Here is a 21,491-nt window from a genome sequence, read left to right on the forward strand (position 1 = left end):
GTGACCGACCAGACCGCACTCCAGTACACCGCCGACCACGAGTGGATCCTCGTCGAGGGCGACACCGTCACCGTCGGCATCACCGACCACGCCGCTGAGCAGCTCGGCGACGTCGTCTACGTCGAGCTCCCCGCCGTCGGCAGCACCACGACCGCCGGCGAGCAGATGGGCGAGATCGAGTCGACCAAGAGCGTCGGCGAGCTCTTCGCCCCGATCGAGGGCGAGGTCGTCGCGGTGAACGACGCCGTGGTCGACGCCCCGGACACCGTCAACCAGGACCCGTTCGGCGCCGGCTGGCTCGTGAAGCTCAAGGTCGACGGCACGTCGTTCCCCGAGGACCTGATGGACCACGTCGCGTACCGGGCGTCCCTCGCATGACGACCACCGACCAGAACCTGCAGACGACCTTCGCCGACCGGCACATCGGCACGACCGCGGCCGACCAGCGCACCATGCTCGACGCCGTCGGCCAGCCCTCGCTCGACGCCCTCGTCCGTGCGGCGATCCCGGAGTCGATCCACGCGGCACCCACGACGCACTCCACGATCCCGGCAGCCGTCGGCGAGACCGAGGCGCTCGCCGAACTCCGGACGAAGGCCGGGCGCAACACCGTCCGCCGCGCCATGATCGGCCTCGGCTACCACGGCACGCACACGCCTGCAGTGGTGCAACGGAACGTGCTCGAGAACCCGAGCTGGTACACGGCGTACACGCCGTACCAGCCGGAGATCTCGCAGGGCCGTCTCGAGGCGCTCATCAACTTCCAGACGATGGTCTCCGACCTGACCGGCATGGCGACCGCCGGTGCGTCGATGCTCGACGAGGGCACCGCGGTGGTCGAGGGCATGCTGCTCGCCCGTCGCGCGTCCAAGGTGAAGGGCGATGCGTTCCTCGTGGACGCCGACCTCCTGCCGCAGACCCGCGCCCTGCTCGACCACCGCGCCGACGCGGTCGGGATCGCCCTGCGCGAGTTCGACGCCGCGGCCGGGCCCAGCGACGACGACCTGGACGGCGCCTTCGGAGCGATCGTGCAGTACCCCGGTGCCTCCGGGCGCGTGGTGGACCCGTCGACGACCATCGAGCGCGTGCACGCCGGGGGTGGCATCGCGGTCGTCGCGGCCGACCTGCTCGCGATGACGCTCCTCGCCAGCCCGGGCGACCTCGGCGCGGACGTCGCGGTGGGCACCAGCCAGCGCTTCGGCGTCCCGCTCGGCTTCGGCGGCCCGCACGCCGGGTACCTCGCCGTCCGGGCCGGGCTCGAGCGCCAGCTCCCCGGCCGCCTCGTCGGGGTGTCCTTCGACGCCGACGGGCAGATGGCGTACCGCCTCAGCCTGCAGACCCGCGAGCAGCACATCCGCCGCGAGAAGGCGACGAGCAACATCTGCACCGCCCAGGTGCTCCTCGCCGTGATGGCGTCGATGTACGCCGTCTACCACGGGCCCGAGGGCCTGCGCTTCATCGCCGACCGGGTTGCCCGGACGACGACGGCGCTCGCCGGGGTCGCTCGCGACGCCGGGTTCGACGTCGTGCACGACGGGTACTTCGACACCCTGACGCTCCGCGCGCCGGGTCGTGCCGCCGCCGTGGTCGACGCAGCTCGCGGAGCCGGCTACCTGCTCCACCTCGTCGACGCCGACACGTTCCAGCTCTCGGCGGACGAGACGACGACGCCGGACGACGTGCGCGCGCTCGCTCACGTGTTCGGCGTCGTCGACGCGACCGTCCCGGCGGCCGAGGCCGTCGTGCGCGACGCGGGCACGGGCCTCCCGGCGGACCTGCTGCGGAGCAGCGAGTACCTGACGCACCCGGTGTTCAGTGCGCACCGCAGCGAGACCCGCATGATGCGGTACCTCAAGCACCTGGCCGACAAGGACTACGCGCTCGACCGCGGCATGATCCCGCTCGGCAGCTGCACGATGAAGCTGAACGCGGCGACCGAGATGGCGGCGGTCACCTGGCCGGAGTTCGCGAACGTGCACCCGTTCGCCCCGCGTGAGGACGTCGAGGGGTACCTCGACATGATCGGCGACCTCGAGACCTGGCTGGCCGAGGTCACCGGGTACGACACCGTCTCCCTGCAGCCGAACGCGGGCAGCCAGGGCGAGCTCGCGGGTCTGCTCGCGATCCGCGGGTACCACCGTTCACGCGGTGACCTCGACCGCACCGTCTGCCTCATCCCGTCGAGCGCGCACGGCACGAACGCCGCGTCGGCGGTGCTCGCCGGCATGCGGGTCGTCGTCGTGGCCTGCGACGAGGACGGCAACGTGGACCTCGCGGACCTCCGTGCCAAGACCGCCCAGCACGGCGACCAGCTCGCGGCGCTCATGATCACCTACCCGTCCACGCACGGCGTGTACGAGCACGACGTCCGCGAGGTCTGCGATGCCGTGCACGACGCCGGTGGTCAGGTGTACGTCGACGGCGCGAACCTCAACGCGCTGCTCGGGCACGCCCGCTTCGGCGACTTCGGCGGCGACGTCTCGCACCTCAACCTGCACAAGACGTTCTGCATCCCGCACGGCGGCGGTGGGCCCGGTGTCGGGCCGGTCGCGGCGAAGGCGCACCTCGCACCGTTCCTGCCCGGTCACCCGATGGCCCAGCAGGCCGATCGCCGTCCGGACCCGGCCGGCGGGAGCCCCGAGCAGGACGGCCGCCTCGCCCACGCGGGCGGTCCGGTCAGCGCGGCCCCGTACGGCAGCCCGAGCATCCTGCCGATCACGTGGACGTACGTCCGGATGATGGGGCTCGAAGGACTGACGCGGGCGACCGAAGCGGCCGTGCTCGGCGCGAACTACGTCGCCGCTCGACTGCGCGACGCGTTCCCGGTCCTCTACACGGGGGAATCGGGCCTGGTCGCGCACGAGTGCATCCTGGACCTGCGCCCCCTGCGCGAGTCGTCGGGCATCACCGTGGACGACGTCGCGAAGCGCCTCGTCGACTACGGCTTCCACGCCCCGACCATGTCGTTCCCCGTCGCGGGCACGCTCATGGTCGAGCCGACCGAGAGCGAGGACCTCGCCGAGCTCGACCGCTTCGTCGACGCCATGCTCGCGATCCGCGCCGAGGCCGCTGCCGTCGAGCGTGGCGAGTGGCCGGCGGACGACAACCCGCTCGTGCACGCGCCGCACACCGCGGCCTCCGCGATCTCGGGGGAGTGGACGCACCCGTACACGCGGGAGCAGGCGGTCTACCCGGTGCCCGGCATCAGCGCGCGGAAGTACTGGCCGCCGGTGCGCCGGATCGACCAGGCGTACGGCGACCGCAACCTGGTCTGCGCCTGCCCGCCGATCGAGGCGTTCGCCTGATCCGACCCGCCGGCCGTGTCACACGGCGGCGGTCCGACCGCTGAGCGCGTAGCGTGTGCCCTGTCCGGGAGCCCGCGCAGGGCACACGTGCACGAGGGGTCCGAGCGGTCCGCTCCGATCGGCGGGACGTCGGAGCGCTCCACGGCCTCGCGAGGCGTGCTCGACTAGCCCATGGCTGTGCGCTCGTGCAACAACTTCGTTGCAGAAGCAACAATCCCGCTCCGGGTCGCCAGGCGCGCCCGAATCTTGCATCCTCTCGCAATGATCCTGCAACTTGGTTTCCGGTTTGTAACCGATGGCCGCAGGGTTTGGCCGGGGGTCCGAGCACTGCCTACAGTGCAAGGACAAACGCGCCCGGCAGCACCTCTGTGCCTGGCTCGTCCCATGCACCAGGAGGAACCTTGATCAAGAAGCGCGCTGGGCTCTCTGCCCTCGCCGTGCTCGGGGCCACAGCAATCGCCCTGACCGGCTGCTCCAGCAACGGCAGCGGCAACGGCGGTGACTCGGGCTCGACGAACGCGTCCGGAATCGTCACCACGAACGGCTCCGAGCCCCAGAACCCGCTCATCCCGTCGAACTCCACCGAGACCGGTGGCGGCAAGATCATCACGTCGATCTTCGAGGGCCTCGTCTCGTACGACGCCGACGGCAAGCCGGTGAACGAGGTCGCGAAGAGCATCGACACCGATGACTCCAAGACCTACGACATCAAGCTCAACACCAACTACACCTTCACCAACGGCGAGAAGGTCACGGCCGAGTCGTTCACGAAGGCGTGGAACTGGGCTGCCCAGAAGTCGAACGCGCAGGGCGCGAGCTACTTCTTCGAGAACATCGAGGGCTACAGCGCCGATGAGGACTCGGAGCTCACCGGCCTCAAGGTCGTCGGCGACGACGAGTTCACCGTCACGCTGAAGTCGGCGCAGTCCGACTTCCCGCTGTCCCTCGGCTACTCGGCCTTCATGCCGCTGCCCTCGGACTTCTACAAGGACACCAAGGCCTTCGGTGAGAACCCGATCGGCAACGGTCCGTACAAGCTCGACGGCAAGGGTGCGTGGACGCACAACCAGTCGATCAAGCTCGTCACCAACGAGGACTACGCCGGCAAGCGCAAGCCGAAGAACGGTGGTCTGACGATCACGTTCTACACCACCCAGGACACCGCCTACGCGGACGTGCAGGGCGGCAACCTCGACGTCCTCGACGCGATCCCGGACAGCGCCTTCCAGACCTACAAGTCGGACTTCCCCGACTCGAACGTCAACCAGGCGGCCGCGATCTTCCAGGGCTTCTACCTGCCCTACTACCTCGACCACTGGAAGGGCGAGGAGGGCAAGCTGCGTCGCGAGGCCCTGTCGATGGCGATCAACCGCAAGGAGATCACCGACAAGATCTTCGACGGCACGCGCACCCCGGCCAAGGACTTCACCTCGCCGGTCATCGCGGGCTGGTCGGACGACCTCAAGGGTTCGGACGTCCTCGACTACAACCCGTCGGAGGCCAAGAAGCTCTGGGCCCAGGCGAACGACATGTCGAAGTACGACGAGACGCTCACCATCGCCTACAACGCTGACGGCGGCCACGAGGCATGGGTGACCGCGGTCACCAACTCGATCGCGAACACGCTCGGCATCAAGGCCGAGGGCAAGGCGATCCCGACGTTCCAGGAGGCGCTCGACGCCCAGACGAACGACAAGCTCACGGGCGGTAGCCGCACCGGTTGGCAGGCCGACTACCCGTCGCTGTACAACTTCCTCGGCCCGACCATGGGTGAGGGCTCGTCCAGCAACTACGCGCGCTACGACTCGCCGGAGTACAACGAGCTGCTCGCCAAGGGCCGTTCGGCTGCGACCGTCGAAGAGGGCAACAAGTACTTCGACCAGGCCCAGGAGCTCCTGTTCCAGGACCTGCCGGAGATCCCGCTCTGGTACGCGAACGTGACCGGTGTCTGGTCGGCCGACAACGTCAAGAACGTCAAGTTCGGCTGGGACTCGGTGCCGCTGTACTACGACATCGAGGTCACCAAGTAACACCGTCTCCACTGCGGACGAACACCGCGGAGACACACCGCGAGCAGGTATCCTGCTCCGCGGCCACCGGACGGGGGTCCGGAGACCACACGGTCTCCGGGCCCCCGTACCACGGCGGAACCACCCTCCCCACAACCGCGGGCGCCGCCGCCCGCACCGGACACCCGTGCCGACCCTCGGACCGTCCACCCCTCACGACATGAACCTGAACGACATGCGCGCCGCGCAGGACCGAGCGATCTGATGCTCTGGTACCTCGGCAAGCGCCTCCTGCAACTCATCCCCGTCTTCTTCGGGGCCACGTTCCTCATCTACTTCATGGTCTTCTCGCTGCCCGGCGACCCGATCGCCGCGCTGTTCGGCGACCGCCAGCCGTCGCCGCAGGTGATCGAGACCCTCCGGCAGCAGTACAACCTGGACAAGCCGTTCATCGTCCAGTACCTGCTCTGGATCGGCGGCGTCTTCCGGGGCGACCTCGGCGTGACGTACTCGGGTCTCCCGGTGTCGCAGCAGCTCGCCTCGGCCTTCCCGATCACCGCGCGCCTGGCGATCCTGGCGCTGGTCTTCGAGGCCGTGGCCGGCATCGTGGTCGGTGTCATCGCCGGTCTGAAGAAGGGCAAGTGGTTCGACGCCACCGCGCTCGTCGTCTCGCTGCTGCTCATCTCGGTACCGACCTTCGTCGTCGGCTTCCTGCTGCAGTACGTGTTCGGCATCCAGCTCGGGTTGTTCCGCGTCACCGTGTCGGGTCAGGCACCGTGGTCGGAGCTCGTGTTGCCGGCGATCGTGCTCGCGACGGTGTCGTTCGCCTACATCGTGCGACTCACGCGTGCCAGCGTGGCCGAGAACATGAACGCGGACTTCGTCCGGACCGCCACGGCGAAGGGCCTCCCGCGTCGCCGCGTCGTCGGGGTGCACATCTTCCGCAACTCGCTCATCCCCGTGGTGACCTACCTGGGTGTCGACATCGGCAACCTGATGGTCGGTGCGGTCGTGACCGAGGGCATCTTCAACATCAACGGCGTCGGCGGAACGGTCTTCCGTGCCGTCAAGCTCGGCGAGGGCCCCACTGTCGTGTCCTTCGTCGCCGTGATGGTCATCATCTTCATGCTCGCCAACCTCCTGGTCGACCTGCTCTACGCCGTCCTGGACCCGAGGATCCGCTATGCCAAGTAACGCCGAACCCCGTTCCGCGACGCACTTCGTCGCGCCGATCGAGGAGACCCCGCTCCAGGCGGTGGACCAGGTCGACGAGAACGAGAAGACCCGTTCGACGTGGACCGACGCATGGGACTCGATGCGTGTCCGCCCGACGTTCTGGGTCTCGTCCGTCCTGATCCTCCTCGTCCTCGTCGTCGCGGTCTTCCCGGGCCTGTTCACCCACGTGAACCCGTCGTCGGCGAACCTCGCGAACAGCAACAGCGGCCCGGAGTCCGGCCACCCGCTGGGCTTCAACCGTCAGGGCTACGACGTGTACGCACGGGTCATCTGGGGCGCGCGGAACTCCGTCATCGTCGGTCTCGTGGCGACGGTCCTGGTGTCGATCGTCGGCATCATCATCGGCGCCCTCGCCGGGTTCTACGGCGGTTGGCTCGACACGATCGTGTCCCGCATCGCGGACATCTTCTTCTCGATCCCGACCATCCTCGGCGCCATCGTGATCATGTCCGTGATCCCGGCCCGCAACGCGATCACCGTCGCGCTCGTCCTCGCCGCGTTCGCCTGGCCGCAGATTGCCCGCATCATGCGTGGTGCCGTCCTCAGCGCCAAGCAGTCGGACTACGTGATGGCCTCGGCCGCGCTCGGCGTCGGTCGCTTCACCACGCTCGTGCGCCACGTCATCCCGAACGCCCTCGCGCCGGTCATCGTCGTCGCGACCGTGTCCCTCGGTACGTTCATCGTCGCCGAGGCGACCCTGTCGTTCCTCGGCATCGGGCTGCCGCCGTCGGCGCTCAGCTGGGGCCTCGACATCGGCACCGCGCAGACGTCGATCCGCACCAACCCCTCGACGATCTTCTGGCCGTCGGCCGCCCTGTCCATCACCGTGCTCGCGTTCCTGCTCCTCGGCGACGTGGTCCGCGACGCGCTCGACCCGAAGGCGAGGGCCCGTCGATGACCGAGACGCTCACCGATCCCACCACCAGCCGTCCGGCCGGCGCCGGCGCTCCGCTGCTCGAGATCACCGACCTGCAGGTCGGGTTCCGCACGCAGAGCGGTGTCGTCCAGGCCGTCCGCGGTGTCAACTTCACCCTCGAGCAGGGGGAGCGCCTCGCCATCGTCGGCGAGTCCGGTTCGGGCAAGTCGACCAGCGCACAGGCGATCATCAAGCTCCTCGCCGGCACCGGTGAGGTCACCGGCGGGTCGATCAAGTTCAACGGGCGCGAGCTCGTCGGTCTGTCCGACAAGGAGATGGCCGGTATCCGCGGGAAGGAGATCGGCTACGTCCCGCAGGACCCGATGTCGAACCTCAACCCGCTGTGGTCGATCGGCTTCCAGGTGGAAGAGGCGATCAAGGCCAACGGCATGGCGACCGGCAAGCACGCGATCCGCGCCCGCGCGGTCGAGGTGCTGCAGGAGGCCGGCCTCGGTGACGCCGCGACCCGCCTCAAGCAGTACCCGCACGAGTTCTCCGGCGGCATGCGCCAGCGCGTGCTCATCGGCATCGGCCTGTCGAGCCGTCCGCAGCTGCTCATCGCCGACGAGCCGACCTCCGCGCTCGACGTGACCGTGCAGCGTGTCATCCTCGACCACCTCGAGACCCTGACGCGCGACTTCGGCACCTCGGTCCTGTTCATCACGCACGACCTCGGACTCGCGGCCGAGCGGGCCGAGAAGCTCGTCGTGATGTACAAGGGCCAGGTCGTCGAGTCGGGTCCCTCGAAGGAGATCCTGGCGAACCCGCAGCACCCGTACACGCAGCGCCTGGTCGCCGCGGCGCCCTCGCTCGCGAGCCGTCGCATCCAGTCGAAGGTGCAGCACCAGCGTGTCGACATCGCCGACGCGGGCAGCGAGGACGACGAGCTCATCGCCCGGGCGCAGGAGCGCGAGCACCGTCCGGCGAAGGACCTCATCGTGGTGAAGAACCTCGAGAAGGTCTACAAGCTGCGGGGCAAGAACCTGCAGTCCCGCGAGCTCAAGGCCGTCGACGACGTGTCGTTCGCGATCCCGAAGGGCACCACCACGGCGCTCGTCGGCGAGTCGGGTTCGGGCAAGTCGACCGTCGCGAAGCTCGTGCTCCAGCTCGAGTCGATCTCCGGCGGTTCGGTGACCTTCGACGGCATCGACATCGGCGCGCTGAAGGGCAAGGACCTCTTCGACTTCCGCCGCCGCGTGCAGCCGGTGTTCCAGGACCCGTACGGCTCGCTGGACCCGATGTACAACGTCGGGAACACGATCGCCGAGCCCCTCGCCACGCACAAGGTGGGCGACAAGGCCAGCCGCCGGGCCCGCGTGCTCGAGCTGCTCGATCAGGTCGCGCTGCCGAAGTCGATGGTGAACCGCTACCCGAACGAGTTGTCCGGTGGGCAGCGGCAGCGCATCGCGGTCGCGCGCGCGCTGGCGCTCAAGCCCGAGGTCATCGTGCTCGACGAGGCGGTCTCCGCGCTCGACGTGCTCGTCCAGGGCCAGATCCTCGACCTGCTCACCGAGCTGCAGACCGAGCTGGACCTGACGTACCTCTTCATCACCCACGACCTCGCCGTCGTCCGCCTCGTCGCGGACAACGTCTGCGTCATGCGGAAGGGGCAGATCGTCGAGAAGGCGACGACCGACGAGGTCTTCGCGAACCCGAAGGAGCAGTACACGAAGGACCTGCTCGCGGCGATCCCGGGCGCCGGGTTCGAGTTCGGGCGCTGATCCCGCTGCACCACCCCGAGGCCGGACGTCCCGTCGTCCTCCGCGCAGGTCGCGGAGGGGCGGTGGCGTCCGGCCTCGTCGTCGTCCTGGGGGTCTTCCTGCTGTTCGACGCGGGCGCGCGCGGCAGCTGGGACGTCTTCTGGGCAACGGCTGGTCCGGTCACCGCGATCGTGTGGGCGCTCTGGGTGCTCACCGTCCGACCGGCCGTCCGGCTCGACGACGATGCGCTCACCGTCGTGAACCCCCTGCGCACCACCCGCGTCCCGTGGGTGGCCGTCACCGACGTCCGGCTCCGGTGGCAGATCGTGGTGCAGACCGCGGACGGGCGCTCGGTGACCTGCCGGGGTGGACCGTCGATCCGCGGGTCGCGTCCGCTCAGCCGCGGGGAGCTGTCCGCGGCGCACGAGCCGGTGGAACTGCGGACGATCCGCCAGCGCTGGCGCGCACGCCGCGCGGCCGGGGCCCCCGACGGTGACGTCCGCCGCGGGTGGGACCGTCTCGCCGTCGTCACGGGGGGAGCGGTGGCGGTCCTGCTGGCGGTCTCCGTGGTCGCGCTCGCGGTCTGACCCGCCACGCGCCGGACCGGAGGCTCGGCGCGGTGCCGCCACGCGCGCCCCGTCGCCGGCGCGACGGTCGGGAGGCTCCGCGCGCTCCCGCCACGCGCCTCCCGGCCGTCGCGGCGCCGCTCTAGCGCTGTGCCGCCGCCATCGACGCGGCGACGCCGAGCACGATCATCGCCGTGACGGACCACCCGTGCACGCGGTGGCTGATGGTCGCTGCCTCGACCGTCGCCGGCGGCGGCCCGTCGTGCACGACCGGCGCCGGGACGTGCGCACGGAGGACGTCCGCGACCTCCGGCACGTCGGCCGCCGTCGTCGTGCCGTCGCCGGGCCGACGGAGCCCGAGGGCGGCGGTCGGTCGCGTCGCGAGCCAGGTGCGGCGGACGCCCTCGGTCGTGACCACCTCGATGCCGTACTTCGTCCGGATCTCCTGCACGCGGCGCCAGGGGTAGGTGCTCGTTCGGCGGACGTCGACGATCGTGAGGGAGTCGTCGGTGAGCTCGAAGCGCGGGCGCCAGAGCACGGCCCACGCGAGGAAGGCGGTGAAGATGCTCGGGACGGGGACGAGCCACGGGTTGCCCCCGGTCAGGAGTGCGAGCGGCACGAGCGCGATCGCGACCACCCACAGGACGACGGCGAACAGGCGCATCCGGGGCGCGACGACGGTGCTCATCCAGGCCATCGTAGGGGAGCGGGCGGGGTCGAGAGCGCCTCCCCGGGGACGTCCGGGAGCGGGTGTGACACACCTGCGCGTACCGCCGGACGACCCGGTTCCCCGGGGAGGCGGGTCCGTTGCGGACCTCGTCCGTCCATGGTCGGCACGCCCCGTTCGGGTGTCAACACCCGATGCCCGATCTTCAGGAACGGGATGCCTGCGGCGCGGTCACACGAGCTGTTCGACCTGCTCGCGGATGGTCTCGGCCTTCGGGAACCGCAGGCCGACCAGGCCGACGTGACGCCAGCGGACGATGCCGTCGGCGTCGATGACGAAGACCGAGCGGCGGAGGCCGATGCCCGGAGCGCGGACGCCGTACGCCCGCGCGACGTCCCCGCCGGTGTCGCTCAGCAGCGGGAACGTGAGCGAGGCACCCCGGGCGAAGTCCTCGTGCGAGTCGAGGGCCTGCGGGCTGATGCCCCAGACGACGGCCCCGAGGTCGGTGAAGTCGTCGAGCTCCTCCTGGTAGCTGCAGAGCTGGGCCGTGCACACCGGCGTCGCGTCGCCGGGGTAGAAGGCGAGGACGAGGGGACGACCGATGACCGCCGACAGGGTGTACTCGTCGTCCGTGCGCTCCCCGTTCCGGATGATCAGGCCGGGCAGGGAGAAGTCGGGCGCGGTGTCGCCCGGCTCGGGGATGCTCATGTGCACACAGTAGGACAGGGAACGGGCCCGGTCGCGTCGTGCGACCGGGCCCGTCCTGGTGTCGTGCTGCTACTTCGTGAACCCGACCTTGGTCCAGTCGATGTTCTGCGCACCCGCGAACGCGCCGTAGTTGGCGAGCTTCGGGTTCTGCGCGACGAGGGCCGGCTTCGCGGTGATCGGCATGGAGTGCCCGATCGCCCAGACCTGCTTGTCGACCTTGTTCCAGATCGTGTTCGCCTTCTTGGTGTCCGGCTCCGCGATCGCCTGCGCGATGAGCTTGTCGATCGCCTGGTCACCGATGCGGCCGTAGTTCTGGCCGGTGTCGCCGGTCGTGTAGATCGACGCGCCGCCCGAGTGGAAGCCGGTGCCGCCCCACACGAAGATCGTCATGTCGTAGTTGCCCGGCGTGACGTACTGCTCGAAGAAGTCGTCGACCGAGACCGACTTGAGCTTGAGCTCGATGCCGACGTCCTTGAGCTGCTGCTGCATGACCTCGGAGAGCTTCTGCGACGCGGTCGCACCCGACGGGATCGTGACGGAGAGCGAGAGCGTCTTGCCGCCCTTCTTGCGGTACTGACCGTCGGTCTTCCAGCCGTCGTCGTCCAGGATCTTCTTCGCCTTCTCGACGTCGAAGGTGCCGTTCGGGTCGGTGTTCGACTCGTAGCCGTCGTCGGTCGACAGGAAGATGTGGTTGTCGAGCGTGCCGAGCTTGTAGGGCAGGGTCCCACCGATGACCTGCGCGAGCGCCTCGCGGTTCACCGCGTGCTGGATCGCGAGTCGGAGCTGCTTGTCCTTGAGGACGCCCTTCGACGAGAAGTCCACGTGTGTGTACTGCGCCGAGGTCGAGGCGTACACCTTCGAGTCCTTCGCGTTCTTCACACGGTCGAAGCGCTCTGACGTCGTCGTCAGGACGGAGTCGATCTCCTTGTTCAGGTAGGCGTCGACGTCCGCGTTGCCGTCGAGCGACCGGAAGATCACCTGGTCGAGCTTCGGCTTGTCACCCCACCAGTTCTCGTCCGGGACGATCGTCACGGTGCCGGCGGTCTCGTCGAGCTTCGAGACCTTGTACGGGCCGGACGACAGCGGCACCTTGCCCTTGTACGCCTCGTTGAACTGCTCCGGGGTGCCGGTCTGGCTCGCCGGGTAGAGCGGGCTGAAGAGCGACTTCCAGTCCGAGAACGGCTTGTCGAAGACGACCTTCACGTCCTGGTCGGACGAGCCCTTCGACACCGAGGCGATGTCCTCGTACCCGGTGGTCGACCCGACCAGGTAGTCCTGGTTGGTCCCGTTCAGGGCCTTCCACTCGTTCTCGAAGTCCTTCCACGTGATGGGGGACCCGTCGTTCCACTTCGCCTTCGGGTTGATCTCGTACTCGATCGTGAGCGGGTCGTCGCTCGTCGCCTCCGCCTTGGAGACGTAGTCGGTGTCGAGCTGCGGGGCACCCTTGTCGTCGATCACGTAGATGAACGGCATCGTCGCCTGTTCGATCGTGGACGCGTCGACCAGGGCACCGTCGACCTGGTTGTAGTTCCACTGCGTGATCCACTGCGAGATCGGGAGGCGCAGGGTGCCGCCGTCCTGCAGGTCGGAGACCGGCTGCTCGTTGATCTGTGCCGAGGTGGGCAGGGTCTTCTTGCCCGAGTCGTCGGAACCGCCGCCGGATCCACCGTCGGATCCGTTCGAGCAGCCGGTGGCGACGAGAGCGAAGCCGGCGAGTGCCGCCGTCAACGCCAGGACTTTCCTGTGCTTCATGGTCTTCCCCTCGTGAAGTTGTGGATCACCATACGACCCCCGCGCAGGGGCAGTCGACCCGTTCTGTTGCAAACACCAATTCGTTACGCCCCGAGCGGCCACATGTGATCTCCCGGAAACAAATCGGGTCGTATGGTGTTCCGCATGACCCGCTTCCTGGCGCGTCGACTCGTGTACTACGTCGTGCTCGTGTTCCTCGCCACATCGCTGACGTACTTCCTGGCCTCGGCGACGTTCAGCCCCCGATCCGTCTACGCAGAGCGGAACCCGGCACCGCCGGCCGCCACCATCGACAAGAAGCTCGACGACATCGGTGTCAACGACAAGACACCGATCGTCGTGCGGTACGGGCACTGGCTCGGTGACGCGGTCCAGGGCGACCTGGGCCGGACGATCCAGGACCGCAGCGTCAACGACGCGTTCTGGCCGCGCCTGGGGGTGAGCCTGCGGCTGCTGGTGGTCGGTTCCCTGCTCGGCATCCTGCTCGGGGTGCTGCTCGGCGTCTGGAACGCCATCCGGCAGTACCGGATCTCGGACCGGGTGAGCGCGGTGATCTCGATCGTGCTCATCTCGACCCCGGTGTTCCTGACCGCGGTGTTCCTGAAGATCGGAGCGACGAAGCTCAACCAGGACACCGGGACGCAGCTCATCAACTTCACCGGCGAGGCCACACCGGGTCTGACCGGGAGCTGGTGGGACCTGTTCCTCGACCGCGGCGTGCACCTGCTGCTGCCGACGATCTCGATCGCGCTCGGGCTCATCGCGATCTACAGCCGCTACCAGCGCGCGACGATGCTCGACGTCCTCGGGTCGGACTTCCTGCGGACCGCGCGGGCGAAGGGGCTGACGAAGCGGCAGGCGACCTTCAAGCACGGGCTCCGCACCGCGCTCATCCCGATGACCACGCTGTTCGCCTACGGGTTCCTCGGCATCCTCACCGGTGCGACCTTCACCGAGAAGATCTTCGGGTGGAACGGGCTCGGCGCCTGGTTCATCGACTCGGTGCAGAACAACGACGTGAACGCCGTGACCGCGTACACGCTCTTCGCCTCGGTGGTGGTGCTCATCGCCGGGTTCCTCGCCGACGTCCTCACCGCCGCCCTCGACCCCCGCGTGCGGAGGAGCTGAGATGACCGACACCCGCATCGAACCCGTCGACGGCACGACCATCGGCCGGTCGGACACGCCGCTCCCGGGCAGCCCGAAGCCGGGCGGCAAGCAGCGCAACCGCTTCCTGCAGACCGTCGTCCGGGTCTTCATGAACCGCGGCGCCGGGGTCGGCCTCGCGGTGATCGTGCTGCTCTTCGCGTTCGCCTTCATCGGTCCGTTCGTCAGCCCGTACGGCTACTCGCAGATCGACTACACCGCGTTCTCGCAGCCGCCGAGCGGCGCGCACTGGTTCGGCACGAACGGTATCGGCCAGGACGTCTTCGCGCAGACCGCCCGCGCCATGCAGAAGAGCCTGCTGATCGGCCTGCTCGTCGCCCTGTTCTCGACCGCGCTCGCGGCGCTGACCGGCGCCGCCGCCGGCTACTTCGGCGGTTGGGTCGACCGGATCGTGATGTTCTTCGTCGACATGCTGCTCGTGCTGCCGTCGTTCCTCATCATCGCGATCATCAGCCCGCGCATCCAGGACTCCGGCTGGCTCGTGCTCGTGGTGCTCATCGCGGCCTTCGGCTGGATGGTGACCGCGCGTGTGGTCCGCTCGATGACGCTCTCGGTGAAGGAGCGCGAGTTCGTCCGGGCAGCGCGGTACATGGGGATCGGCCCGTTCCGGATCATCCTCCGCCACATCCTGCCCAACGTGGCGTCGTTCCTCATCATCGACGGCACGATCCAGGTCGGTGCGGCGGTGCTCGCGGAGACGAGTCTCAGCTACTTCGGCTTCGGTGTGCAGCCGCCGGACGTCTCGCTCGGCACGCTCATCGCGCAGAACCAGGACGCGGCGCTCACCAGCCCGTGGCTGTTCTTCTTCGCTGCCGGCGCGCTCGTGGTCTTCGCGATCGCGGCGAACCTGCTCGGCGACGGCCTGCGCGACGCCCTCGACCCGACCTCGGCGACGGGCAAGAAGCAGAAGCGCACCGGTCGGAAGCGCGACCAGAACCAGGCCGCGGTCGACGCCGCGACCATCACCACGCAGGCAGGGGCCGGCGCATGAGCACCACGACCACGACCACCACCACGACCGAGCCGCTCCTGCGCGTCCGCGACCTCGACGTCCGCTTCCCGACCCCGCGTGGCGTCGTGCACGCCGTCCGCGGCGTCGACCTCGAGCTCCGGCGCGGGGAGGTCCTCGGCATCGTCGGCGAGTCCGGTTCGGGCAAGTCGGTGACGAGCATGGCGATCCTCGGGCTGCTGCCGGAGACCACGAAGGTCACGGGATCGATCACGCTCGAGGGGCAGGAACTCCTCGGTCGCAGCGACAAGCAGATGAGCAAGCTGCGCGGCGCCAAGGTCGCGATGGTCTTCCAGGACCCGCTGTCCGCGTTCACGCCCGTCTACACGATCGGCGAGCAGATCGCCGAGACCGTCCGTGTGCACCGGGGCGCGTCGAAGCAGGACGCACGAGCCCGGGCGATCGAGCTCCTCGAGCTCGTCGGCATCCCGCAGGCCGAGCAGCGCGTCGACGCCTTCCCGCACGAGTTCTCCGGTGGCATGCGGCAGCGCGCGATGATCGCGATGGCGATGGCGAACGACCCGGACGTGATCCTCGCCGACGAGCCGACCACGGCGCTCGACGTGACGATCCAGGCGCAGATCATCGACGTGCTCCGCACCGCCCAGCGCGAGACGGGCGCGGCGCTGGTCTTCGTCAGCCACGACCTCGGGGTGATCGCCGGCATCGCGGACCGCATCGCCGTCATGTACGCGGGCCGGATCGTCGAGACGGCGAGCGCGGACGAGCTGTTCGCCCGCCCGCGGATGCCCTACACGATCGGGCTCATCGGTGCGCTGCCGCGGCTCGACGAGTCGAGCGGCGAACCACTCGTGCCGATCCCCGGATCGCCGCCGTCGCTCATCGGGCTGCCGGACGCCTGCCCGTTCGCCGACCGCTGCCCGCTCGCCGCCGCCGTGTGCCGAGGGTCGGAGCCGCCGCTCGCCGCGGTCGACGTGGCGGCCGGCGTCCCCGGAGAAGGGCCGGTCGACACGTCCGTCCCGCACGCCGTCGCCTGCCACCGGTACGAGGAGGTCGCCGAGGCCCACGCCGACGCGGGCGCGATCTTCCGCCTGCCCGAGATCCCCGACGGCGGCGCGGCGGTCACCACGCCCGCCGCGCGCGAGCAGCGTCCCGCCGTCGTGCAGGTCGAGGGCCTGACGAAGACGTTCCCGCTCGTCAAGGGGTCGGTGTTCAAGCGCAAGGTCGGCGAGGTCTACGCGGTGGACGGGGTCGACCTCGACATCCGCACCGGCGAGACCCTCGGGCTGGTGGGGGAGTCCGGCTCCGGCAAGTCGACGACCCTGCACCAGCTGATGGACCTCGAGCGACCCGAGCACGGCACGGTCGAGCTCTTCGGACAGCCGGTCACGGCGTCGAAGCAGCTGCGGCAGCGCATCTCCATGGTGTTCCAGGACCCGGCGGCGAGCCTCGACCCGCGCATGTCGGTCTACGACGTCGTCGCCGAGCCGCTCCGGGCGATCGGGGCGTCGTCGGACCGCATCGCCGAGCGGGTGCCGGAGCTCCTCGGGCTCGTGGGCCTCCGTGCCGCCGAGGCCGACCGCTACCCGCACGAGTTCTCGGGTGGTCAGCGGCAGCGCATCTCGATCGCTCGGGCGCTCGCGACCGAGCCGGAGCTCATCGTGCTCGACGAGCCGGTGTCCGCGCTCGACGTGTCGATCCAGGCCGGGGTGCTCAACCTGCTCGCCGACCTCAAGGCACGCCTCGGACTGTCGTACCTGTTCGTGTCGCACGACCTGTCGGTGATCCGACACGTCGCCGACCGGGTGAGCGTGATGTACCTGGGCCGCACCGTCGAGGAGGGCGCGGTCGACGAGGTCTTCGAGCGCCCGATGCACCCGTACACGGCGGCGCTCATGTCGGCCGTGCCGGTGCCCGACCCGGTGGTCGAGCGGTCGCGGAGGACCATCCTGCTGCCGGGGGACCCGCCCAGCCCGACCGAGCGCCCGACGGGCTGCCGGTTCCGCTCGCGCTGCCCGCTGTACGCGATGCTGCCCGAGGCCGAGCAGCAGCGCTGCCGCGACGAGGTACCCGACAAGGCGCCGCGCCGCGGCGCGGAGCGCGACCACCGCGCGGCGTGCCACTACCCGGAGAAGGTGCCCCAGCTGGTCGCGTGACCGGTCGACGGACTGGAGGCGCGGTGCCGGGCGGCGCCGCGCCTCCCGTCCGTCGCCCGGTCACCTCGGGCCGGTCCTGCCATGAGACGGTCTCGTCACGTCGGGACGCCGCCGGATCCTGCGGCGTCTCGCACCGGTGCGTCCGTCTGACGGGCACGCCGGCGTCTCGCCTCGGCGACGCACCCGCTCACCGGAACAGCTGCGGGAACGCCTGCGCCACGAACGGGTAGCCCACGAACACGACGGCGTCGAGCAGGCAGTGCGTGATCACGAGGGGGAGCAACCGTCCCCACCTCGTGTAGATCCACCCGAAGACGATCCCCATCACCGCGTTCCCGACGAACGCCCCGAACCCCTGGTACAGGTGGTAGCTCCCGCGGAGCACGGCGGTGGACAGGATGACCTGCCAGCGCCCCCACCCGAGTCCGCCGAGCCGCTCGTACAGGTACCCGATGACGATGACCTCCTCCTGCAACCCGGACCGCACGGCCGAGAGCAGCAGGACGGGGATCGTCCACCAGTACGTGTTCAGCGCCGCGGGGTCGACGTCCACCGTGAAGCCGAGCGCCCGGCCCGTGAAGTACAACGCGAGCCCGGGGATGCCGATGCCGAGCGCGATGAGCGCGGCGCCGCCGAGGTCCGGCCGCACCCGGAACCGGTCGATCCCGAGGCGGTGCAGGTGCGGGCGCCTCGCGCTCCAGAGCAGGTAGCAGACCAGCGCGACCGGGGCGAGGTCGACCGCGATGCCGACGAGCTGCCGCGCGAGGTCGACGTACTGCACGGTCGTGGTCGACGTGTTCAGCGCTGTCGACTGCTGCCCGAGCGGGGTCGTCTGCGACAGGTCGTCGATGATCTGCAGGACCGAGTACAGCGCGCTGCCGCCCAGCGACAGCATGAGGACGATCGTGATCTCGATCCACGTTCGCCGTCGGCTCATGCGCTGTACTCCTCAGGGTTGCGAACTACCGGTAGACTGGCGTGTCGGGCGTTCCAGCCCACCCACGGGCAGTGCCACCACGGCGCGAGAGCCGCCGTCGGCCGCCCGATCTTCTCCGAACACTTGAAGGATGTCCTGTATGGCGCTCGCCACCCGGTCCGACCTGCGCAACGTCGCCATCGTGGCACACGTCGACCACGGCAAGACCACCCTCGTCGACGCGATGCTCACGCAGACCAACTCGTTCGACGCCCACTTCGAGGGCGAAGACCGGATGATGGACTCGAACGACCTCGAGCGCGAGAAGGGCATCACCATCCTCGCGAAGAACACCTCGGTGCTCTACAACGGGAAGCACGCCGAGGAGTTCAACCCGGGCGGTCGCATCACGATCAACGTGATCGACACCCCCGGCCACGCCGACTTCGGTGGCGAGGTCGAGCGCGGTCTCTCCATGGTCGACGGTGTCGTCCTGCTCGTCGACGCGTCCGAGGGCCCGCTGCCCCAGACCCGCTTCGTGCTCCGCAAGGCGCTCGCCGCGAAGCTCCCGGTGATCCTGCTCGTCAACAAGACGGACCGCCCGGACTCCCGCATCGACGAGGTCGTCTCCGAGTCGCAGGACCTGCTGCTCGGCCTGGCCTCCGACCTGGCCGACGAGGTCGACGACCTCGACCTCGACGCGATCCTCGACGTGCCCGTCGTCTACGCGTCCGGTCGTGCCGGCGCCGCGTCGCGCAACAAGCCCGAGGACGGCTCGCTGCCCGACAACGACGACCTCGAGCCGCTGTTCGAGGCGATCCTGCAGCACGTCCCCGCGCCGAAGTACGACGACGAGCACCCGCTGCAGGCGCACGTCACCAACCTCGACGCCTCGCCGTTCCTCGGCCGCCTCGCGCTGCTCCGCATCTTCCACGGCACGATGAAGAAGGGGCAGACGGTCGCGTGGGTCAAGCACGACGGTACGGTCGTGAACGCCCGCATCACCGAGCTGCTCATCACGAAGGCGCTCGACCGCTACCCGGCCGAGTCGGCGGGTCCCGGTGACATCGTCGCCGTCGCTGGCTTCGACACCATCACCATCGGTGAGACGCTGTCCGACCCCGAGGACGTCCGGCCGCTGCCGACCATCACGGTCGACGACCCGGCGATCTCGATGACCATCGGCACCAACACCAGCCCGCTCGTCGGCAAGGTCAAGGGGCACAAGCTGACGGCCCGCATGGTGAAGGACCGCCTCGACCGCGAGCTCATCGGCAACGTCTCGCTCAAGGTGCAGGACATCGGCCGCCCGGACACCTGGGAGGTCCAGGGCCGCGGCGAGCTCGCGCTGGCGATCCTCGTCGAGCAGATGCGCCGCGAGGGCTTCGAGCTCACCGTGGGCAAGCCCCAGGTCGTGACGAAGCGTGACGAGAACGGCAAGCTCCTCGAGCCCTACGAGCACATGACGATCGACACGCCGGAGGAGCACCTCGGCGCGATCACGCAGCTCATGGCCGCGCGCAAGGGTCGCATGGAGAACATGACGAACCACGGCACCGGCTGGATCCGCATGGAGTTCATCGTGCCGTCGCGCGGCCTGATCGGCTTCCGCACGTCGTTCCTCACCGAGACCCGCGGCACCGGCATCGCGAACGCGATCTCGCACGGCTACGACGAGTGGGCCGGCCCGATCCAGACCCGCATCAACGGTTCGATCGTCTCCGACCGCGCCGGTGTCGTCACGCCGTTCGCCATCACGAACCTGCAGGAGCGCATGACGTTCTTCGTCAACCCGACGGAGGAGGTCTACGAGGGCATGGTCATCGGCGAGAACTCGCGCGCCGACGACATGGACGTGAACATCACCAAGGAGAAGAAGCTCACGAACATGCGTTCGGCGAACGCCGACTCCTTCGAGTCGATGACGCCGTCGCGCCAGCTCTCCCTCGAGGAGTGCCTGGAGTTCGCGCGCGAGGACGAGTGCGTCGAGGTCACCCCCGACAACGTGCGCATCCGCAAGGTCGAGCTCGACGCGCAGGCCCGCCAGCGCGCCTACGCACGCCTGAAGCGCCAGGACGCGTAAGCGGCCCAGCCTGGAGGCACTGCCTCCGTCCGACGGCCCGGTCACCGCACGAGGTGGCCGGGCCGTCGGCGTGTGGGGTTACGGTGGAGGGCGTGACCCTCGACCTCCTCTCCCTGTACCAAGACCTGCACGCCCACCCGGAGCTCGGCTTCCAGGAGCACCGCACCGCCGGTGTCATCGCCGAGCGGCTCGCCGAGATCGGCGGGATCGAGGTCACGACGGGCGTCGGCGGCACGGGGGTCGTGGGCGTCCTGTCGAACGGCGAGGGGCCGACCGTGTGGCTCCGCGCCGACATGGACGGCCTGCCCGTGCAGGAGCGCACCGGCCTGCCCTACGCGAGCACGCACACCGGCCGCGACGACGAGGGCGTCGAGGTGCCGACCATGCACGCCTGTGGGCACGACATCCACGTGACGTGGCTGCTCGGCACCCTCGAGCGCCTCGTCGACACCCGCGACGCGTGGCACGGCACCGTGGTCGCCGTGTTCCAGCCCGCGGAAGAGGTGATCTCCGGTGCCCGCGCGATGATCGAGGACGGCCTGGTCGAGCGCTTCCCGCAGCCGGACGTCGTGCTCGGGCAGCACTCGGCCCCGGCGCCGGTCGGCATCGTCGCGGTCGGCAGCGGTCCCGTGATGGCGTCGAGCGACCGCCTGACCGTCACGTTCAACGGCCGTGGCGCCCACGGCTCGGCGCCGCAGGCCTCGCTCGACCCGATCGTCACCGCCGCCAGCGCCGTCGTTCGGCTGCAGACCGTCGTCTCGCGCGAGGTCTCGCCCTCCGACGCCGGCGTCGTCACGGTCGGCAGCTTCCACGCGGGCACCCGGCCGAACATCATCCCGGACCAGGCGGTCATCGAGATCTCGACCCGGGCCCGCAACGAGGAGACCCGCGAGCGCATCATCGCCTCGATCGAGCGCATCGTCCGCGCCGAGAGCGACGCCGGCGGGCTGTCGGCCCCGACGATCGAGCGCGCCCCGGGGGCCGAGGTCACCGTGAACGACGCGGATGCGGCGCAGCGGGTGCTCGAGGCGCTCCGCGGCGCGGTGCCGGACGCCCGCGACCTCGAGATCGGGCTCGCGATGGCCTCGGAGGACGTCGGCCAGCTCGCCACCGCTGCGGGTGTCCCGCTCGTGTACTGGTTCACCGGCATCACCGACCCGGAGCGCTTCCGGCGGGGCGAGGAGATCCCGAGCAACCACTCGCCGTTCTACGCTCCGCAGGCCGAGACGGCGATCCCGGTCGGCGTCGATGCCCTGACGGCGGCCGCCCGCGCCTACCTCGCCTGACGGGCGGGGAGGCGGGCGGGAGGTTTCCCAGGGAACGCACGCCGCGCCTCCCGG

Annotated in this window: 16 protein-coding genes; 12 read left to right on the forward strand and 4 right to left on the reverse strand. The window is 69.6% G+C overall.

All coding sequences use genetic code 11. The annotated features are described in order from the left end of the window. The 7 genes from gcvH to DEJ22_RS03925 all read left to right on the forward strand — a co-directional run bounded on the left by gcvH (position 1) and on the right by DEJ22_RS03925 (position 9,753). Entirely contained in the window at positions 1-378 is a 378-nt protein-coding gene (gene gcvH, locus DEJ22_RS03895) for a glycine cleavage system protein GcvH (RefSeq protein WP_111226502.1), read from the forward strand. Then, entirely contained in the window at positions 375-3,305 is a 2,931-nt protein-coding gene (gene gcvP / locus DEJ22_RS03900) for an aminomethyl-transferring glycine dehydrogenase (protein WP_111226501.1), read from the forward strand. The genes gcvH and gcvP overlap by 4 nt, the downstream gene beginning before the upstream one ends. A gap of 401 nt (positions 3,306-3,706) precedes the next feature. Next, positions 3,707-5,335 (forward strand): peptide ABC transporter substrate-binding protein, encoded by a 1,629-nt coding sequence (locus DEJ22_RS03905; RefSeq protein ID WP_111226500.1) that lies wholly within the window; start codon positions 3,707-3,709, stop codon positions 5,333-5,335. Positions 5,336-5,578: 243 nt separating this feature from the next. Continuing rightward, positions 5,579-6,508, forward strand: coding sequence for an ABC transporter permease (locus tag DEJ22_RS03910; RefSeq protein WP_111226499.1), 930 nt, complete (start codon positions 5,579-5,581; stop codon positions 6,506-6,508). Further along, on the forward strand, positions 6,498-7,448 hold the full coding sequence (locus DEJ22_RS03915) for an ABC transporter permease (protein WP_111226498.1): 951 nt from the start codon (positions 6,498-6,500) through the stop codon (positions 7,446-7,448). Before DEJ22_RS03910 ends, DEJ22_RS03915 begins: the two co-directional genes overlap by 11 nt. Continuing rightward, the gene (locus DEJ22_RS03920; RefSeq protein ID WP_111226497.1) at positions 7,445-9,187 is read left to right on the forward strand and encodes a dipeptide ABC transporter ATP-binding protein; all 1,743 of its coding nucleotides are present in this window, start codon (positions 7,445-7,447) and stop codon (positions 9,185-9,187) included. Before DEJ22_RS03915 ends, DEJ22_RS03920 begins: the two co-directional genes overlap by 4 nt. Positions 9,188-9,249: 62 nt before the next feature. Then, positions 9,250-9,753, forward strand: coding sequence for a PH domain-containing protein (locus DEJ22_RS03925; RefSeq protein ID WP_111226496.1), 504 nt, complete (start codon positions 9,250-9,252; stop codon positions 9,751-9,753). A 121-nt stretch (positions 9,754-9,874) separates the two neighbouring features. Here DEJ22_RS03925 and DEJ22_RS03930 read toward each other — a convergent pair whose 3' ends face one another. The 3 genes from DEJ22_RS03930 to DEJ22_RS03940 all read right to left on the reverse strand — a co-directional run bounded on the left by DEJ22_RS03930 (position 9,875) and on the right by DEJ22_RS03940 (position 12,859). Next, the gene (locus DEJ22_RS03930; protein ID WP_181430697.1) at positions 9,875-10,420 is read right to left on the reverse strand and encodes a PH domain-containing protein; all 546 of its coding nucleotides are present in this window, start codon (positions 10,418-10,420) and stop codon (positions 9,875-9,877) included. A gap of 210 nt (positions 10,421-10,630) precedes the next feature. Further along, positions 10,631-11,107 carry a peroxiredoxin gene (locus DEJ22_RS03935; protein ID WP_111226494.1) on the reverse strand — a complete coding sequence of 159 codons (477 nt, stop codon included), beginning with the start codon at positions 11,105-11,107 and terminating at the stop codon, positions 10,631-10,633. A gap of 69 nt (positions 11,108-11,176) precedes the next feature. Further along, positions 11,177-12,859, reverse strand: coding sequence for an ABC transporter family substrate-binding protein (locus DEJ22_RS03940; RefSeq protein ID WP_111226493.1), 1,683 nt, complete (start codon positions 12,857-12,859; stop codon positions 11,177-11,179). A 144-nt stretch (positions 12,860-13,003) separates the two neighbouring features. Between DEJ22_RS03940 and DEJ22_RS03945 the strand changes: the two genes are divergently transcribed. The 3 genes from DEJ22_RS03945 to DEJ22_RS03955 are packed head-to-tail and all read left to right on the forward strand — an operon-like array spanning position 13,004 to position 17,152. Then, positions 13,004-13,987 (forward strand): ABC transporter permease, encoded by a 984-nt coding sequence (locus DEJ22_RS03945; RefSeq protein WP_111226907.1) that lies wholly within the window; start codon positions 13,004-13,006, stop codon positions 13,985-13,987. A 1-nt stretch (position 13,988) separates the two neighbouring features. Continuing rightward, complete coding sequence (locus DEJ22_RS03950) at positions 13,989-15,017, forward strand: ABC transporter permease (protein WP_258379563.1); 1,029 nt, start codon at positions 13,989-13,991, stop codon at positions 15,015-15,017. Beyond that, entirely contained in the window at positions 15,014-17,152 is a 2,139-nt protein-coding gene (locus DEJ22_RS03955; RefSeq protein ID WP_111226492.1) for a dipeptide ABC transporter ATP-binding protein, read from the forward strand. The genes DEJ22_RS03950 and DEJ22_RS03955 overlap by 4 nt, the downstream gene beginning before the upstream one ends. A 187-nt stretch (positions 17,153-17,339) precedes the next feature. Here DEJ22_RS03955 and DEJ22_RS03960 read toward each other — a convergent pair whose 3' ends face one another. Further along, positions 17,340-18,089: a CPBP family intramembrane glutamic endopeptidase gene (locus tag DEJ22_RS03960; RefSeq protein ID WP_111226491.1), complete on the reverse strand. Its 750-nt coding sequence runs from the start codon at positions 18,087-18,089 to the stop codon at positions 17,340-17,342. A gap of 139 nt (positions 18,090-18,228) precedes the next feature. On the opposite strand from DEJ22_RS03960, the gene typA reads away from it, so the two are divergent. Continuing rightward, complete coding sequence (typA, locus tag DEJ22_RS03965) at positions 18,229-20,151, forward strand: translational GTPase TypA (RefSeq protein ID WP_111226490.1); 1,923 nt, start codon at positions 18,229-18,231, stop codon at positions 20,149-20,151. A 92-nt stretch (positions 20,152-20,243) separates the two neighbouring features. Then, positions 20,244-21,437, forward strand: a complete 1,194-nt coding sequence (locus tag DEJ22_RS03970; protein ID WP_111226905.1) for an amidohydrolase — start codon at positions 20,244-20,246, stop codon at positions 21,435-21,437. The last annotated feature ends 54 nt before the right edge of the window (positions 21,438-21,491 follow it).

It is taken from the genome of Curtobacterium sp. MCSS17_007 (assembly GCF_003234175.2).
Taxonomy (GTDB): domain Bacteria; phylum Actinomycetota; class Actinomycetes; order Actinomycetales; family Microbacteriaceae; genus Curtobacterium.

Bases quoted from the DNA above. Each gene is read 5' to 3' on its own strand.
- gcvP (WP_111226501.1), top strand. From the start codon at position 375: ATGACGACCACCGACCAGAACCTGCAGACGACCTTCGCCGACCGGCAC.
- DEJ22_RS03910 (WP_111226499.1), top strand. From the start codon at position 5,579: ATGCTCTGGTACCTCGGCAAGCGCCTCCTGCAACTCATCCCCGTCTTC.
- DEJ22_RS03915 (WP_111226498.1), top strand. From the start codon at position 6,498: ATGCCAAGTAACGCCGAACCCCGTTCCGCGACGCACTTCGTCGCGCCG.
- DEJ22_RS03920 (WP_111226497.1), top strand. From the start codon at position 7,445: ATGACCGAGACGCTCACCGATCCCACCACCAGCCGTCCGGCCGGCGCC.
- DEJ22_RS03930 (WP_181430697.1), bottom strand. From the start codon at position 10,420: ATGAGCACCGTCGTCGCGCCCCGGATGCGCCTGTTCGCCGTCGTCCTG.
- DEJ22_RS03935 (WP_111226494.1), bottom strand. From the start codon at position 11,107: ATGAGCATCCCCGAGCCGGGCGACACCGCGCCCGACTTCTCCCTGCCC.
- DEJ22_RS03940 (WP_111226493.1), bottom strand. From the start codon at position 12,859: ATGAAGCACAGGAAAGTCCTGGCGTTGACGGCGGCACTCGCCGGCTTC.
- DEJ22_RS03945 (WP_111226907.1), top strand. From the start codon at position 13,004: ATGACCCGCTTCCTGGCGCGTCGACTCGTGTACTACGTCGTGCTCGTG.
- DEJ22_RS03950 (WP_258379563.1), top strand. From the start codon at position 13,989: ATGACCGACACCCGCATCGAACCCGTCGACGGCACGACCATCGGCCGG.
- DEJ22_RS03955 (WP_111226492.1), top strand. From the start codon at position 15,014: ATGAGCACCACGACCACGACCACCACCACGACCGAGCCGCTCCTGCGC.
- DEJ22_RS03960 (WP_111226491.1), bottom strand. From the start codon at position 18,089: ATGAGCCGACGGCGAACGTGGATCGAGATCACGATCGTCCTCATGCTG.
- typA (WP_111226490.1), top strand. From the start codon at position 18,229: ATGGCGCTCGCCACCCGGTCCGACCTGCGCAACGTCGCCATCGTGGCA.